Annotated in this window: 16 protein-coding genes; 4 read left to right on the forward strand and 12 right to left on the reverse strand. The window is 66.8% G+C overall.

What is annotated here, in order from left to right:
• Positions 1–15 precede the first annotated feature (15 nt).
• Both P0086_RS07065 and P0086_RS07070 read left to right on the forward strand, forming a co-directional pair.
• The gene (locus tag P0086_RS07065; RefSeq protein WP_275783934.1) at positions 16–1,173 is read left to right on the forward strand and encodes a PA0069 family radical SAM protein; all 1,158 of its coding nucleotides are present in this window, start codon (positions 16–18) and stop codon (positions 1,171–1,173) included.
• A 533-nt stretch (positions 1,174–1,706) separates the two neighbouring features.
• Positions 1,707–2,366 (forward strand): ribonuclease HII, encoded by a 660-nt coding sequence (locus P0086_RS07070; protein ID WP_275783937.1) that lies wholly within the window; start codon positions 1,707–1,709, stop codon positions 2,364–2,366.
• 892 nt (positions 2,367–3,258) lie between these two features.
• Here the strand turns inward: P0086_RS07070 and P0086_RS07075 are convergent.
• The 12 genes from P0086_RS07075 to P0086_RS07130 all read right to left on the reverse strand — a co-directional run bounded on the left by P0086_RS07075 (position 3,259) and on the right by P0086_RS07130 (position 14,673).
• Positions 3,259–3,744 (reverse strand): F0F1 ATP synthase subunit B, encoded by a 486-nt coding sequence (locus P0086_RS07075; protein ID WP_112598862.1) that lies wholly within the window; start codon positions 3,742–3,744, stop codon positions 3,259–3,261.
• Positions 3,745–3,754: 10 nt separating this feature from the next.
• Positions 3,755–4,414, reverse strand: a complete 660-nt coding sequence (locus P0086_RS07080; protein WP_112598861.1) for a F0F1 ATP synthase subunit B — start codon at positions 4,412–4,414, stop codon at positions 3,755–3,757.
• Between the two features lie 80 nt (positions 4,415–4,494).
• Positions 4,495–4,722 carry a F0F1 ATP synthase subunit C gene (locus P0086_RS07085; RefSeq protein WP_112598859.1) on the reverse strand — a complete coding sequence of 76 codons (228 nt, stop codon included), beginning with the start codon at positions 4,720–4,722 and terminating at the stop codon, positions 4,495–4,497.
• Positions 4,723–4,787: 65 nt separating this feature from the next.
• Positions 4,788–5,540 carry a F0F1 ATP synthase subunit A gene (locus tag P0086_RS07090; RefSeq protein WP_112598857.1) on the reverse strand — a complete coding sequence of 251 codons (753 nt, stop codon included), beginning with the start codon at positions 5,538–5,540 and terminating at the stop codon, positions 4,788–4,790.
• A gap of 60 nt (positions 5,541–5,600) precedes the next feature.
• Entirely contained in the window at positions 5,601–5,981 is a 381-nt protein-coding gene (locus P0086_RS07095) for an AtpZ/AtpI family protein (RefSeq protein WP_112598856.1), read from the reverse strand.
• A 274-nt stretch (positions 5,982–6,255) separates the two neighbouring features.
• Positions 6,256–7,419, reverse strand: a complete 1,164-nt coding sequence (locus tag P0086_RS07100; protein ID WP_148178679.1) for a cell wall hydrolase — start codon at positions 7,417–7,419, stop codon at positions 6,256–6,258.
• A gap of 306 nt (positions 7,420–7,725) precedes the next feature.
• Positions 7,726–9,627, reverse strand: a complete 1,902-nt coding sequence (locus P0086_RS07105) for a potassium transporter Kup (protein WP_275783950.1) — start codon at positions 9,625–9,627, stop codon at positions 7,726–7,728.
• Positions 9,628–9,642: 15 nt separating this feature from the next.
• Complete coding sequence (locus P0086_RS07110) at positions 9,643–10,626, reverse strand: magnesium transporter CorA family protein (protein ID WP_275783953.1); 984 nt, start codon at positions 10,624–10,626, stop codon at positions 9,643–9,645.
• Between the two features lie 158 nt (positions 10,627–10,784).
• Complete coding sequence (gene apbC / locus P0086_RS07115) at positions 10,785–11,981, reverse strand: iron-sulfur cluster carrier protein ApbC (RefSeq protein ID WP_275783956.1); 1,197 nt, start codon at positions 11,979–11,981, stop codon at positions 10,785–10,787.
• 74 nt (positions 11,982–12,055) lie between these two features.
• A complete protein-coding gene (locus P0086_RS07120; RefSeq protein ID WP_112598850.1) occupies positions 12,056–12,808 on the reverse strand; it encodes a LuxR family transcriptional regulator in 753 nt (250 codons plus the stop codon).
• A 73-nt stretch (positions 12,809–12,881) separates the two neighbouring features.
• Positions 12,882–13,619, reverse strand: a complete 738-nt coding sequence (locus tag P0086_RS07125; RefSeq protein WP_275783960.1) for a LuxR family transcriptional regulator — start codon at positions 13,617–13,619, stop codon at positions 12,882–12,884.
• 256 nt (positions 13,620–13,875) lie between these two features.
• The gene (locus tag P0086_RS07130) at positions 13,876–14,673 is read right to left on the reverse strand and encodes an IclR family transcriptional regulator (RefSeq protein ID WP_148178682.1); all 798 of its coding nucleotides are present in this window, start codon (positions 14,671–14,673) and stop codon (positions 13,876–13,878) included.
• 119 nt (positions 14,674–14,792) lie between these two features.
• Here P0086_RS07130 and P0086_RS07135 point away from each other — a divergent pair, with 119 nt between their 5' ends.
• Positions 14,793–15,563 (forward strand): SDR family oxidoreductase, encoded by a 771-nt coding sequence (locus P0086_RS07135; protein ID WP_112612733.1) that lies wholly within the window; start codon positions 14,793–14,795, stop codon positions 15,561–15,563.
• On the forward strand, positions 15,563–16,480 hold the full coding sequence (locus P0086_RS07140; RefSeq protein ID WP_275783967.1) for a 2-dehydro-3-deoxygalactonokinase: 918 nt from the start codon (positions 15,563–15,565) through the stop codon (positions 16,478–16,480). The genes P0086_RS07135 and P0086_RS07140 overlap by 1 nt, the downstream gene beginning before the upstream one ends.
• Positions 16,481–16,485 lie beyond the last annotated feature (5 nt).

Raw genomic sequence — 16,485 nt, forward strand, 5'->3', positions numbered from 1 at the left:
GCGCGGAGAACCCCGATGACAGACCTGTCCAGTCTCAGGCAGGGCGCGCTGGCGCCTGCCCATACGGCCGATATTGCCGATGCGCTCGTGTCGCAGAGCGGCCTCAGGATCGATATCGACCGCCGCCGCGGGCGCGGGGCCGGGATGAATTTCTCCGGCCGCTTCGAACAGCAGGTGCGCGAGCGCTTCGACGACGGCTGGCAGACGCTCGAGGAGCTGCCGCCCTTCAAGACCGAGGTGCAGGTCGAAAAGCCGCGGAGCATCATCACCCGCAACGAGTCGCCGGACATTCCCTTCGACCGTTCGGTCAACCCCTATCGCGGCTGCGAGCATGGCTGCATCTACTGTTTCGCCCGGCCGACGCATGCCTTCATGGGCCTGTCCGCGGGGCTCGACTTCGAGGCCCGGCTGTTTGCCAAGCCGGACGCGCCGAAGCTTCTGGAGCGCGAGCTTTCGAAGCCCGGCTACAAGCCGCGGGTCATCGCGATCGGCACGAACACCGATCCCTACCAGCCGATCGAGAAGGAATGGCGGATCATGCGCCAGATCCTCGAGGTGCTGGAGACGGCCAACCATCCGGTCTCGATCGTCACCAAGTCGGCGCTGATCATGCGCGACATCGACATCCTTTCGCGCATGGCCGCCAAGGGGCTGGCGTGGGTCGGGCTTTCGGTGACGACGCTCGACCGCAAGCTCGCCCGCAGCATGGAGCCGCGGGCGGCGACGCCGCCGCGGCGGCTGGAAGCGATGCGCGCGCTTTCCGAGGCCGGCGTGCCCGTCAGCGTCATGGTGGCGCCGATCATCCCCGGGCTGAACGACCACGAGATCGAGCGGATCCTCGATTCCGGCAAGGCCGCCGGCGCGCAGGAGGCGAGCTACGTGCTGCTGCGGCTGCCGCTGGAGGTGAGCCCGCTGTTCCGCGACTGGCTGCTGCGCGAGTATCCCGACCGCTACCGGCACGTCATGTCGCTGGTGCGCTCGATGCGCGGCGGCAAGGACTATGACGCCGAGTTCGGCAAGCGGATGAAGGGTGCCGGTCCCTATGCCTGGCAGATCGCGCGCCGCTTCGAGCTGGCGACCAAGCGGCTGAAGCTGGTGCGGACGCGACGGAGCCTGTCTGCGGACCTGTTCGTGCCGCCCTCGGGCAGCGGGGTGCAACTGTCGCTGCTGTAGAACCTGCCGGCGGGGCGGTGCCTCCCCGGAAAACCCGCGGTTCGGGCGGTTGCTTGCCTGAGCCCGGCGACACCCACGGGACGGGTCGGCTTGCCGCTTGCCCTCCCGGCCCTCCTGCAGGCCGCCGCGTCGGCCGTGTCGGATCACCGGGGACGGACCGAGACGTGCCGGGACGCGCTTGGTGCACTGGGGCGTAATGGGGCGCACCGGGGCGCACTGCGGCCACCGGGGTGGGTGGGCGCATCCGGTGGACGCGGGACGGATGGTGTCGGGCGAGCGCGTCCAGACGACCGCGGGCAGACGGCCGTGACCAGGCGGTCGGGTGGCGAACCGGCCGACTGGCCGGGCCAATGACGGTTTTGGGCCTGCCGCCCCCTCGGGTGGCGTGCCGGCCATCAGGCGACGGGTCACCTGTGGACCCGCTGCCGCTTCCATTCGACATTGCCCTGTCCCCTCGCAATGTCGACGTTCCCGGGCGCCGCCGCCTGCCCGGGGACTTGCGGGGAATCGGTCGGTCGTGCGAGGGTCGCCGCATGCCACGCCGCGCGACCACCGATTCCCCCCTTCTCTTCGACCTTCCGGTCGGGCCCGATTTCTCGATGGAGCTTTCGGCGCGCCGGGCCGGGCAATGGCCGGTGGCGGGCGCGGACGAGGCCGGTCGCGGACCGCTCGCAGGACCGGTGGTCGCCGCGGCGGTCGTGCTCGATCCGGAGAGGATCCCGGACGGCCTGCACGATTCCAAGCAGTTGACCGCGGCGCGGCGCGAGGCGCTGTTCGTGGAGATCCTCTCCAGCGCCGTTGTCTCCGTCGCCTCCAGCGGCGCGCGGCGGATCGACAGCACCGATATCCGCAAGGCGAGCCTCGATGCCATGCGGCGCGCCGTCTTCGGCCTCACGCTGCGCCCGCAACTGGTCCTGACCGATGGCCTCGACGTGCCGCCGGGCCTTCCCTGCGACGGCCGCGCCGTCGTCAAGGGCGACGCCCGGGTGCTGTCGATCGCCGCCGCCTCGATCGTCGCCAAGGTCGTGCGCGACCGGATGATGGCCTGCGCCGACACGAGCTATCCGGGCTACGGCTTCGGCACCCATGCCGGCTACGGCACCGAGCGCCACCGCGAGGCGATTGGCGCGCTCGGCCCCTGCGCCCTGCACCGCATGACCTTCCGCCCCTTCCGTCCCGACGCGGCGGAGTGATCCCGGGGCCTGCCGGTTGAGCCTGCCGCTCGGGGCCTGCCAGTCTGAGCCTGCCGACCGGAACCTGCCGACTTGCCGGCCTGCCGACCAACCCAGCGCGGCCGGTCGTCAGCGGTGCGATGCGGCTTGCCTGCTGCTCTCTCCGCCATCCGCCGCACGGGAATCAGAACAAGCGGTGTCGCACCTATTTGGAGCCGTTCCGCCGGCGCAGGTTTTCGTCGGGGCGGAGGCGATCGGCGAAGGGCAGCCCTATGGCGCATCCGGGCCGATCGCTTCTGATCACGGCGGAAGGATGCCCGGTCCCTCGGCCGGCACTGGCTATTCGTTCGGCCGCGATAGCCGTGGCAGCCATGCTGCGCCGCGCGCCGGCCGGATGAACATCCGGCGCCGTCTCGGCCGACAGAGCGGCGCGAAATGGACCCGGCTGTGCGCTGCTCGTTCCGCCACGAGGATGGGCCGCCTGCTGCAACCGGGGACCTGAATCGCATCGCACCCAGACGACTTACCAACGGCGTCCTGGCAATGGCTGCCCTTCGGTCGGGGGACACGATGATCGGGGATGGGTGGTTCAGTGAAGAGCAGAGCCCCGGCGCTTCGGCGGGGCTCGACCCCGGCGGGTCTGCCCCGATCGCGGCCGGCAGATGGTGGCCACGGAAGAAGCGCGCTCGCCGCAGGAGACTGTGGCCGTCCGGAAGCGCGGCGCAGCATCGGACCGTGGCACCGGACTGTGGCACCGGACCGCCGGACCACCGGCGAAGGCCGGCGGACAAATGAAAAGGGCCGGATCGCTCCGGCCCCCACAATTCATCAATCCTGTCGAAGCTCAAGGCGCGTCGCGATCCTTCGGATTCGCTTCCGCGCCTCAGGTCCTCGCCCGACCTCGCAAGACTGCTCAGTTCAGGCGGGCCTTCACTTCGGTGACGGCCTTGTCGAACAGCGACTTGCTGGTCGCGGCGTCGGTCTTGCTGGCCAGCACGTTTTCTGCGGCGCTGATGGCGAGATCGACGGCAGCGGCGCGGACGGCGTTGATGGCGTCGGCCTCGGCCTGCTTGATCTTCTGCTCCGACAGCGCCGTGCGGCGGGCCACGTATTCCTCGGTCTTCTGCTTGGCCTCGGCGGCCAGCGCCTCGGCCTCGCGCTGGGCGACGGCGACGATCGAGGCGGCTTCGGCTTCGGCTTCCTTGCGCTTGCGCTGGTATTCGGCGAGCAGGCTCTGGGCCTCCTCGCGCAGGCGCTTGGCTTCGGCAAGATCGTTCGAGATCTTCTCGGCCCGCTGGTCCAGCGCGCTGCCCATCATGCCCGGAACCTTGAGATAGACGATCAGGGCCAGGAACAGGACGAGGCCGACGAAGGCGTAGAAAGTTGCGTCAAATGCCATGGTCCGCTCCTTACTTCGCTGCAGACTTCACCGCAGCCGAGATCTCGGCCTTGGTGGTCTTGCCGCCGATCAGCTGTTCGACGACGGCGGCTGCGGTTTCCTCGGCGATCGCGCCGACGTCGGCCAGCGCCTTTTCCTTGATCCCGGCGATGCGGGTCTCGGCGGCGGCGATCTTGCCGTTGAGGCTTTCCTCGTTCTTCAGGCGCTCGGCGTCGGCCTTGGCCTTGGCGGCCTCGCGGGCCTCGGAGGCAATGGCATTGCCCTTGGCGCGGGCGTCCGCCAGTTCCTTCTCGTAGGTCGAGATCGCGTTGTCGGCTTCGGCCTTCAGGCGCGATGCCTCGTCGAGGTCCTGGGCGATGCGGTCATGGCGGGTCTCGAGGATCGCGCCGATGCGCGGCACGATGACCTTGGACATGATCAGGTAGAAGATGCCGAAGGTGATCGCCAGCCACAGGAGCTGCGACGGGAAGGTCGAGGCGTCGAAGGGCGGGAAGACGCCGCTTCCGTGCTCTTCGCCATGCGCGACCCCCGTTTCGGTGTGCACCTCGCCCGCCGGAGCGGCGGCGCCGTGCGCGTCACCTGCCGGAGCGGCATCGTGCGTCTCCGTCGTGGTCTCGGCCTGAGCGATCTTGAATGGGATGGACTCGGCCTTGGCCGCGGTCGCAGACATGCTCACCTCCAGGTGCACTCAAAAATCAAGCGGACCACGGCTCCGAAAAAAAGAGCCGTGGTCCGGTCTTCGAGCCGTTATCAGACGGCGAAGAGCAGCAGCAGAGCGATGAGCAGCGAGAAGATGCCCAGAGCTTCCGTAACGGCGAAGCCGAATACGAGGCGGCCGAACTGACCGTCAGCAGCAGACGGGTTGCGCAGGGCGCCGGCGAGGTAGTTGCCGAAGATGTTGCCGAGGCCGAGGGCCGTGCCGGCCATGCCAAAGCATGCGAGACCTGCGCCGATGAACTTTGCTGCTTCCGCTTCCATGATGAACTCCTTCGAATGGGTTGTTGCGGCTTGGACTGGTGCGGAACGCACCAACGACTTTATCCTTAGTGGCTGCCCGGGTGGATCGCGTCATTGAGGTACATGCACGTCAGTACCGCAAAGACATAGGCCTGCAGGAATGCCACGAGGAACTCGAGACCGGTCAGGGCGACCGTCATGATGAGGGGCAGGATGGCGCCGCCGACGCCGAGCGCGCCGAGGGTTCCGAGCGAGGCGACGAAGCCTGCGAACACCTTCAGCGTGATATGGCCCGCCAGCATGTTGGCGAAGAGACGGACGGAGAGCGAGATCGGGCGCGACAGGAACGAGATGATCTCGATCGCGACGACGAGCGGCAGGAGCGCGCCGGGAACGCCGTGCGGCACGAACAGCTTGAGGAAGCCCAGGCCGTGCTTGAAGAAACCGTAGAGGACGACCGTGCCGATGACGAAGACCGCCAGCGCGAAGGTGACGATGATCTGGCTGGTGACGGTGAAGAAATACGGCATCATGCCGAGCAGGTTCGCCGTCAGGATGAACATGAACAGCGAGAACACCATCGGGAAGAACTTCATGCCGCTGCTGCCGGCGCCTTCGCGCAGCATAGAGGCGATGAATTCATAGGACATTTCGGAGACCGACTGCAGCCGGCTCGGGATGATGCCGCGCTGGGAGGTGGTCAGGTAGAGGAAACCGGAGGCGACGGCCGCAGAGGCGACCATGAACAGCGACGCGTTGGTGAACGAGAAATCGATTCCGCCAATCTCGATCGGAACAATCTTGTTGACCAGAAACTGATGGGTCGGATCGTTTGCCACCGCTTGTTCTCTCTCGTTTGCCGCCCAGTGGACGGTTATTCCTCTAAGGCCGGACCGCGCTCAGGCGCCGTCCTTGTTCGCATTCGTCTTGCCGGAGGCATCCCTGCCGGCCATCCGGTCGACGGGATGGGGAGACGCCACCAAGCCAGCCGACCGCATCACATTCAGCACGCCGGCGCAGAAGCCGAGCAACAGAAGCACGATCATCCCCCAGGGCGCCGTGCCGGCAAACCGGTCCACCAGGTACCCCAGAATCGCGCCGACGATGACCGCGGCGACGAACTCGCTGGAGAGCTTCATGGCGACCGCATAGCCCTTTCGGCTCTCGGCTGCCTTCTCCTCCGCGGCATCGTCTGCCGTATCCTCGGTGCGCCTCTTTGCGAGTTCCGCATCGAGACGCTGCAGGCGTTCTTCCAGACTTTCCTTGCGGCTGCCCTTCATGGCGCTTCCCTTCCCGCTCCGCCAGGACGCTTGCGCCCTATTGCAGACATAATCACGGCTAGGTTTTAAGCCAGCTTCAGGCCCGATTGAAGTCGGGCGCAACATAGTTTTAGGGGCTTGCATAGTCAAGGCGGGGAAAAGCTTTGACCAGTGCGAATTTAATCCAACAAATTCAAATATTTACTTGCCTTTCCACGATTCCCGGCAAAAGACGGGCGGGGAATCATGGGCGGCGCTACGACTTGTCACGCCCCCGCCGAAAGGGCGGGCCTTCTCAGATCCAGCCGCCACCATAGGTTCGATAGAAGACGTGCTTGCCGATCTTGGCGACGCGCTTCATCGTCGGGCCCCAGTTCGGCCTGACATAGGTGGCGTGGTAGTGGGTGGAGGAACCGATCTCGGGCAGCCAGATCTTGCCGGCGGTCACCGCCATGGCGACCTCCTTGGCGGTCTTCCAGTGCCAGGGCGCCAGCACGAGATCGGGAATGCGGTCGCAGGTGAAGGAGAACTGGCAGCCGGTGCGCAGATTTTCGCCCTGGTAGACGACGGCGCAGATCGTGTCCGGATAGGCCGGGTTGCGCACGCGGTTGAGGATCACCTGGGCGACGGCCGCCTGGCCCTTGAGGCTCTCACCCCGCGCCTCGAAATAAATGCCGGCGGTCAGGCATTTCTGCTCGGCGGCGGAGAAGACGGTGGCCGGAAGCGCGGTCGCCGCCCAGGCATGGTCTTCCGGCGAGATCTCGGGGACGAAGCGGCCGTTGTTCGGGTCCTTGCCCGTCAGGATCGAATCGAACGGCGAGACCCGCGCATAGTCCGGCTCCGCCGGCGCATAGGCGGTGGCGAGCACATCGGCGCGGTCGTTGTTGACGAGGCCGGCCAGCATCGCCGGCACGCCCGGATCGGCGATCACGGGCTTCTTGCGGTAGAAGGCGGTGGCGATCTCGATCTCCTTGCCGCGGATCTTCGGCGAGACGAAGCGCATGCGTTCGCCGGCGTCGAAATCGGGATTGATCATCATCGATGCCTGCCGATCGAGGACGGACCCGGCGGAGAACGCCTTCGGCGGCGCCACGGGGGTGACGGCGACGATTCGGCCCTTCTTGTGCGCCCGGGTGACGCGGTCCTCGTCGGGGGTGCCGCCCTGCCCCTTGCGGGCGTTGAGGAGCGAGGCCTCGCCGCCGCCCGGCAGTTCGAGCCCGGCGCCGCCTGCGAGCGCGCCGGTCGTGATCGGGTCGGCGAAGGCGACGTCGACCGCATGGATCGCGCCGGCCGGCGCGCGGGTCATGACCAGTTGCTGGTTGCCGCCCTTGCGGTTGACGCCGGAGAGGAAGGTGGCGAGGTCGGAATGGCCGACATCGAAGGCGGAGGCGGAAAACAGGGCGAGGCCGAGGGCGAGAGGCGCACGCCAGCCCTTGTGCGACAGGGCCTCTCTCAACATTCCAACGCAACTCTTACGCAACGTTACACTCCGACAACGCGGCCGCGCGGGATCGCAGCCCCGGACCGGCCGGGACGGCGCTGCACCTGCTGGCGATTACCTGCTGAAGCCCGCCCCGACGATGCGGGACGATTTCGGCCTGTTCGTTGATCGAGAATGAAGAATTAACCTTGATGGACAGTTAACGGCGCGCGCTCTCTCAAGCGGAAAGGCATATGCCGGCCCCTGCCCCGATCACATCCTTGCGAGACGCGGGGGGCAGCGGTGCGATACGGCCCTGGCGGCGGCGGCCGCGGATGGCGGTCTTCAGATGATGACCTGCGAGCCGAGTTCCACGACGCGGTTGGTCGGAAGCCGGAAATAGTCGGAGGGATCGACCGCGGCATTCGCCATGGCGATGTAGAGGCGGTCCTGCCAGTGCGGCATGCCGGAGTGGCGATCGGGAACGAGCTTGCGCCGGCCGAGATAAAAGGACGTCGTCATGATGTCGAACTTGACGCCGGACTTGCGGAACAGCCCCAGCGCCTGGGAGACGTTCTGCGTTTCCATGAAGCCGAAGCGGATCTGGATGCGGGCGAAGCGGTCCGACAGCCGCTCCATGCTGCAGCGCTCGGCGGGCGCAACCTTGGGCGTGTTCGTCGAGGTGATCGTCAGGATGAAGTTCTGCTCGTGCAGGACGCGGTTGTGCTTGATGTTGTGCAACAGGGCGGCCGGCGTCGAATCCGGGTCGCTGGTGAGGAAGATCGCCGTGCCGGAGACGGAGACGGGCGCATGCGCACTCTTCTTCTCGATCGACTTGACGAAGGCATCCAGCGGCACCTCGATGTGCCGCGTCTTCTCGCGCAGGAGCGCTGTGCCGCGCACCCAGGTCCACATCATCATCATGCAGGTGGCCGCGATCAGGATCGGCACGTAGCCGCCGTCGTGGACCTTCAGCAGGTTGGCGGACAGGAAGGTCAGTTCGAGCAGCAGCAGCGGCAGCAGCACGAGCGCCGCCGTCATCGGTTTCCAGCGCCAGCGCATGCGCAGGAACTCGAAGGCGAGCACGGTGGTCACCACCATGGCGCCAGTGACCGAGATGCCGTAGGCGGTCGCAAGCCCCTCGGACGAGCCGAAGACGAAGACGAGCAGCATGACGCCGAACAGCAGGATCGCATTGACCGCCGGCAGGTAGATCTGGCCGGTCTGGGTCTCGGAGGTGTGGAAGATCTCCATGCGCGGCAGGAAGCCGAGGTGGATCGCCTGCCGGGTGATGGAGAAGGCGCCGGTGATGACCGCCTGGCTGGCAATGATCGTCGCCGCCGTCGCGAGGATGACGGCCGGCAACAGTGCCCACTGCGGAAACAGGAGGAAGAAGGGGTTGTCGATCGCCTCGGGATGCTTCAGCACGAGCGCGCCCTGGCCCAGATAGTTCAACGCCAGCGCCGGGAACACCAGGCAGAACCAGGCCCACTGGATCGGCCGACGGCCAAAATGGCCGAGGTCGGCATAGAGCGCCTCGGCGCCCGTCACCGTCAGGAAGACGGCGCCGAGGACGACGAAGCCGAGATAGCCGTCCTGGTAGATGAAATTGACCGCATAGGCCGGGTTGAAGGCCAGAAGGATGCTGAGGTCGTCACCCAGGTGGTAGGCGCCGGCCACGCCCATCACCAGGAACCACAGGATGGTGATCGGCCCGAAGAACCGCGACACCGCCGCCGTTCCCCAGGACTGGACGGCGAACAGCACGACAAGGATGACGACGGAGATCGGCACCACGTATTCCGACAGCGCGGGGGTGACGAGCTTCAGGCCCTCGACGGCCGACAGCACCGAGAGCGCCGGCGTGATCATCGCATCGCCGATGAAGAGGGCGGCACCGGCCAGCCCCATGAAGAACAGGATCGCCTTGTGGCCGTTGGCCGTCTTCATCAAGAGCGCCAGCAGCGACAGCGTGCCGCCTTCGCCCTGGTTGTCGGCGCGCAGCAGGAAGAGAACGTATTTCAGCGTGACGATGATCGTCAGCGTCCAGATCACCAGCGAGATCAGGCCGACGACCTCCACCCAGGTGACGCCGTCGTGCGAGATCGGGCGCAGGGCTTCGCGGAAGGCGTAGAGCGGGCTCGTGCCGATATCGCCGTAGACGACGCCGACGGAGCCGATCGCCAGGATCAGGAGCGTGCGCGCGCGGCTGTGTCCGGCTACGGCATGGGCTTCGGTATGGGGCATGGCGGTCAACAGGCCCTAGAGCCAGCCTTTCCAGCGGAAGAAGAAAAACGGAATCACGGCCGAGGCGACCATCGCGGCGAGCGACAGCGGATAGGCATAGGTGGCGTGAAGCTCGGGCATGAAATCGAAGTTCATGCCGTAGATGGACGCGATCAGCGTCGGCGGCAACAGCGCCACGGAGGCGATCGAGAAAATCTTGATGATCTGGTTCTGCTCAAGGTTGATCAGGCCGAGCGAGGCATCCAGCAGGAAGGAAACGTTGCTCGAAATGAAGCTGGCGTGCTCGGCGAGCGACTGGATGTCGCGCGAGACGGTGCGGACCAGTTCGCGGCTCTCGCGATCCGGCTGCAGGACCGGGGCGGCATAGAGGAAGGTCATCAGCCGCGACAGCGACATCAGGCTGTCGCGCGTCTTGGCGACCAGGCGATGAAGTGCGGACACAGCCACCAGCCTGTCCTCCAGATAGCGCGGCTGGCGCTTCGTCAGGTGCCGGCGGTCGCCGAACACCTCCAGCGACAGCGTGTCGGCCCGGGCCACCGACACTTCGAGGATCTCGGCCGTCCGGTCGACGACGGTCTCGAGCAGCCGGGCCAGAAGCATGGTGCCCGACTGGCAGCCGCCGGTGATGCGCGGCATGGCCGCCTTGAACAGGTCGAAGGACCGCGGCTCGACATAGCGGATCGTCAGCAGGCAGCGGTCCGTCAGGATGAAGGCGACGTCGGTCAGTTCCGGCTGGTCGGTGTCCGCCTTGTAGACGATCGAGGCGGTCATGTAGACGGTGCCGTTCTCCATGTAGAGCCGGCTGGAAGGCTCGATGTCCTTCAACTCGTCCTTGGTCGGCACGTCGATGCCGAGAAGCTGCTCGACGAAGGCGTCTTCCTCATGCGTCGGGCGCAGGAGGTCGATCCAGACGACGCCGCTGGGCACGGCGGTCGGATCCGTCAACATTTCGGGGCCAAGAAGCAACGCTTCCCCGTTGGATCGGTAGACGGTCAACACTTGCGAGTGGCTCCGGGGAAGACCAACGCACACCTTTGCCTTGTCAGCTCAACGCATCCGCGTCCGCCCAGGACAGCCGAGCGGAAGCGCATATTGCGCGGTGCGGCTTCAAAATCAAGCCCGGTCACTTTTCCGTCATCCGGTCGCCGGGCGCGACGTCACTCGAAGACGATCGAGGGCGCGGAGCGGCCGCCGGCCGCCTGCCGCGCCTTCAGCTCGGCCCAGGTGCGCGCGGCGATCTCGCGGTAGATCCCGGCGGCGACCCCGTCCGGGTTGGAGACCACGACGGGTGTTCCGGCATCCGAGGTCTCGCGGATGTCCATCGTCAGCGGCACTTCGCCGAGGAAGGGAACGCCGATCTTCTCGGCTTCCTTCCGGGCGCCGCCATGGCCGAAGATGTCGTAGCGGCTGCCGGTGTCCGGCGCGATGAAATAGCTCATGTTCTCGACGATGCCGAGCACCGGCACCTCGACCTTGTTGAACATGTTCAAGCCCTTGCGGGCGTCGATCAAAGCGAGGTCCTGCGGTGTGGAGACGATGACGGCGCCGGCGAGCGGCACCTGCTGGGCCATCGTCAGCTGCGCATCGCCGGTTCCGGGCGGCATGTCGACGACGAGAACGTCGAGCTCGCCCCAGGCGACCTCGCGCAGCATCTGCATCAGCGCCGACTGGACCATCGGCCCGCGCCAGATCATCGCCACGTCCTCGTCGACCAGGAAGCCCATCGACATGACCTTGATGCCGTAGTTCTCCATCGGCTGGATGATGCGGTTGTCGACCTGCTGCGGGCGACCGGAGATCTTCAGGAGCCGCGGCATGGAGGGGCCGTAGATGTCGGCGTCGAGGATGCCGACCTTCAGGCCGTTGGCCTTGAGCCCCAGCGCCAGGTTGACCGCGGTGGTCGACTTGCCGACGCCGCCCTTGCCGGAGGCGACCGCGATGATCGCGCCGACGCCGGGAACGCCGATCTTGGCGCGCGGCGGCTGCTGGCCGGGGGCGGCATGGGCGTGTCCGGCATGGGCGTGTCCGGCCGGGGCCTGCCCGCGCCCGGCCGGCTGGGCGGACGGCTGCGGCCGCGACACCGGCGCGCTGCCCGTTGCGGCCCGCTTGTCGGCGGTCAGGGCCACCATCGCGGCGGTGACGCCGGGGATGTCCTTGACGACGCGCTCGGCCGCCGCGCGCATCGGGTCGAGCTCCTTGGCGCGTTCGGCCGGCACAGTGATCGAGAAATAGACCTTGCTGTCGGAAATGAAGACGTCCGACACCAGCCCGAGGTCGACGATGTTGCCTTCCATGTCCGGCCCGCGAACCGTCCTCAGCTTGTCCAGTACCTGGTCCTTGGAAATATCGGTCATGCCTGCCTCGCCTGAATGATTGGCGCGTTGATAGCGCATTCGGGCGCGAAGCGGAACGATTTTCGGACCGACAATCAGCTGATCAGGCCGCGACGAATCGCCTTCACGACGGCCTGCGTGCGGTTGACCGCCTCGAGCTTGCGGGTGACCTGGTTGAGGTAGTGGTTGACGGTGTGCTCCGACAGGCCGAGGATCTCGGCGATTTCCAGGCTCGTCTTGCCGGCGGCCGTCCAGCTCAGGCATTCGACCTCGCGATCGGTCAGCATCACCTGTCCGGTCTTCCAGGCGGCGCCGATCTCGGCGAGCCGGTTGAACACCTGGATGGAGATCATCTGCAACAGCAGCCGGCTGTCGAAGCCGAGATCGCCGCCCTCGCCGCTCCACACCATCACGCCGCGATTGCCGAGCGCATCGTGCACCGGAAAGAAATGGCCGAACCGCAATCCATGCCGCTGAAGCATTTCGGCGAGCTCGGCGAGCGGCTTCTCGGACGGCACCGCCTCGGCGATCCAGGCGGCCAGCTCATAGGAGAAGGACACCGTCGTCGTGCGCAGTTTGCGGATGCTCGGACTGCGGCGGATCATGTTCAGCGCGTCGTACTTGGCCATCAGTTCCGACGGCCAGTTGCTGACGATCGAATGCGGCGACAGCTTCTCCGCCTCGAAGCCGGGCAGCGAGAAGGCGATGAAATGCTTGAGTGCGAACGCCTCGCCCGTCCGCCGCAGGAAGCGGACGATGTCGAACTGGGTCTCCAGGCCGGCGATTTCGGCGCCGAAATCCTGGCCGCCGCCCTGTCCCGGCTCCTGAACCGTCATATCGTCCCGCATCCATGCACTCCGAAGTCCGCAGGTTTCCCCTCGATCCTGCGATATTGTCTGCTGTCGCCGTCCCCGGCCAGGGTCATGTCAGAAGTCCGGCCCGGATCGCCTTGGCGACCGCCTGAACGCGGTTGACGGCCTCGAGCTTGCGCGTCGCCCGGTTCAGGTAGTGATTGACGGTATATTCCGAAAGCCCGAGGATTCCGGAGATCTCGATGCTGGTCTTGCCGGCGGAGACCCAGGACAGGCATTCGATCTCGCGCCCGGACAGCGGCACCAGGGCGTTCGCCTCGGCCCGAAATTCCACGACCCTGGTGAAGACGAGATTGGCGATGGCATTGAGTTCGGCCATTTCCATGTGGGCCAGCGGCGGACGGTCGCCGGCGAATGCCAGCGCGCCGCGCTGGCCGAGCGGATTGTGCGCCGGGAAATAGGCGCCGCGCGACAGGCCGTACTGCCTGAAGAGGTTGATGGCGATCTCCGTCTTTCCGTCCACGCGGGCGTGGTTGGTGCCGACCACATCGAAGGCGAAGGGATTGGTGCTGCCCCGCAGGTGGCGGATGACGGGACTGCCGAGAATGAGGCCGGCGTCGTCGTAGCTCCGGAGCATCTCGGTCGGCCAGTTCGTCACCAGCACGTGCGGCAGGAGCTCGGTGGCCGTGCTCGCCGGCAGGACGGCCAGCAGATAGCCGCGGAAGCCGTATTCACCGGCCATCTCCGCCAAAAGCCGGGTTATGTCCTGTTCCGATCCCGCCTCGGTGAACCGGCGCACCCACCGCAGCGACGTCCTCGGGGCGATCACGATAGGCTGCTCGGTCATCCGGTGTCTTTCCAGAAAAGAAATTATGTATGCAACCAGGCGAGCCTCCAGCCCGCCGGCGTTCAATTAGTACTCGAATTGCAACTCCATGCTGCGGTATCCGATCGTCGCGACACGACCGCGAAACGAAGCACCCAGAAATGTTCATTGAAACAGAGGCTAAACGTGGCCTATTTATCCGTCCAGCGTGTTCTTCTAATTTACCGTAAAATCGCAGTGTAAGACAGCCCCTGCGCGCATGCGCCGCGCAGCGCAATCATCCCTTGGGTCCGAGGCGGGCGGCGATCTCCTCCATGACGGCCTCCGCCGCCGCCCGAACCAGCGGCGCCCAGGTGTCCAGCATCTCCTCGCCGACCCTGTAGGCCGGCCCCGTGACCGAGACACCGCCGACGAAGGTGCGCTCCTGATCGAAGATCGCAGCCGCCACGCAGCGGATACCCGCCTCGTGCTCCTCGCGGTCGAAGGCGTGGCCGGCCTTGCGGATCGCGGCGATCTCGGCCTCCAGAACGGGGCGCGCGACGATCGTGTGCTGCGTGAAGGGCCTGAAGTCCATGACGTCGAGCAGCGCATCGAGGCGGGACTGCGGCAGCGCCGCCAGCGCCGCCTTGCCGACGCCGGTGCAATAGGCCGGCGAGGCCCGGCCGATCTGCGAGGCCATGCGCACGGCCTGGCGGCTTTCGACCTTGTCGAGATAGATGATCTCCGTGTCCCGCAGCATGCCGAGGTGGATCGTCTCGCCGGTCGCATCGTGCAGCGCCTGCAGGTGGGGGGCTGCGAGCCGCCGCAGGTCGCTCCGCCCCCAGGCCCTGGAGGCGAGCTTGAGCAGGCGCAGGCCCGGCTCGTAGCAATGGTCGGCGTTCAGTTCCAGCAGCCCCTCCTCGACCAGATGGCCGAGCTGGCGGTGCAGGGTGCCGCGGGGCTGGCCGGCCAGGTCAAGGATATCGGTGAAGCGCAGGGGCCGCTCCGACAGCGCCACCAGCTCGACGAGCGCGATCGCCTTGCCGAGCGTGCCGGTGCTGGGAGACACTGTCTCCGAAGTCGATACCGCCGTCATTGCCTGACCTTTGCTTGACAAGTCCCCGTTGCTGATCATAATTCCACATATTCAAATAAAGTTCCAGATAATGGAACTATCTATTTTCCAACGCCCGTCGAAGCCGGCAGGAGACTGACATGTCCGTGAGCGTCGCGTCCTATCCCGACCTGCGCGACCGTGGCGTCGTCATATCCGGCGGCGGCTCCGGTATCGGCGCGGCCCTGGTCGAGGCCTTCGTCCACCAGGGCGCCCGCGTCGCCTTCGTCGATATCGCCGAGGAGGAGAGCCGCGCCCTCGTCGCCCGCCTCTCCGAAGGCGTCGCCCACCGGCCGATCTTCCTGAAGACCGATATCCGCGACATCGAGGCCTACCGTTCGGCGATCGCGCTCGCCGGCGAGGCGATCGGCCCGGTGCGGGTGCTGGTCAACAATGCGGCCCGCGACGACCGGCACGAGCTGGCCGACCTGACGCCGGCCACCTGGGACGAGAGTCAGGCAGTCAACCTGCGTCACCATTTCTTCGCCGCGCAGGCGGTCGCGCCGTCGATGCGCGAGGCGGGCGGCGGCTCGATCATCAATTTCTCGTCGATCGCCTTCATGCTGAACATGGGGGAACTGCCGGCCTATGCCGCCGCGAAGGCCGGCATCATCGGCCTGACCAAATCGCTCGCCGGCAAGCTGGGGCCGGACAATATCCGCGTCAACGCGATCCTGCCGGGCATGGTGGTGACCGAGCGCCAGCTCCGGCTGTGGATCGACGAGGCCGCGATCGCGGCCATGCTGGACGAGCAATGCCTGAAGCGGTCGCTGACGGCCGAGGACATGGTGGGGCCCTGCCTCTTCCTGGCCTCGGACGCGTCCCGCGGCATGACCGCACAATCCATGATTATCGACGGGGGAGTTTTCTGATGACCAAGCCAGCCTATGTCGCCGTCGACTGGGGCACGTCCAGCTTCCGGCTCTGGCTGATCGGCAGCGATGGCAGCGTGCTGGCCGAGCGCCGCAGCGGCGAGGGCATGACCACGGCCGCCACGGCCGGCTTCGCCGCCATCCTTGCCAGCCACCGCCAGGCCGTCGCAGCGCCCGAGAGCCTGCCGGTGATCGTCTGCGGCATGGCCGGCGCACGGCAGGGCTGGGTCGAGGCAGGCTATCTCGACGTGCCCGCCGCCCTTTCCGCCATTCCTACAGCGGCCGTGCGGGTTCCCGGCGTTGCGTCGGACATCCGCATCCTGCCCGGCCTCGCCCAGCGCGATCCCGCCCGCCCGGACGTGATCCGCGGCGAGGAGACGCAACTGCTCGGCGCGCTCGATGCGCTGTCGGACGGTAACGGCCTCGTCTGCATGCCCGGCACGCACAGCAAATGGGTGCACATCAGGAACGGGGCCGTCACCCGCTTTTCGACGTTCATGACCGGCGAGCTGTTCGACGCGATCGGCAGGCACACGATCCTCAGCCATTCGATCGGCGATGCCGGGCCGTTCGACGGCGGCAACGCGGCTTTCGTCCAGGCGGTGACCGAGTGCATCCGCAATCCCGCGACGGCGAGCAATCTGCTGTTCAGCGCCCGCTCCGGCATGCTCCTGCACGGGCTTTCGGCAACCGACGCGAAGGCGCGCATCTCCGGCATCCTGATCGGGCTCGAGATCGCCGGCGCGCTCGACGGCGCCGAGCCGGACGCCTCCGTCACGCTCGTTGCCTCCGGCCCGCTCGGCGCTCTCTACGAAAGCGCGCTCGAGGCGGCAGGCGCGGCCCCCGTGGTCGTCGACGCGGACGCAGCCGTCCGATCCGGCCTCGCCGTCGCAGCCCGCGCGCTCTGGGACATCTGATCCTC

It is taken from the genome of Mycoplana sp. MJR14 (assembly GCF_029210525.1).
GTDB lineage: Bacteria > Pseudomonadota > Alphaproteobacteria > Rhizobiales > Rhizobiaceae > Mycoplana.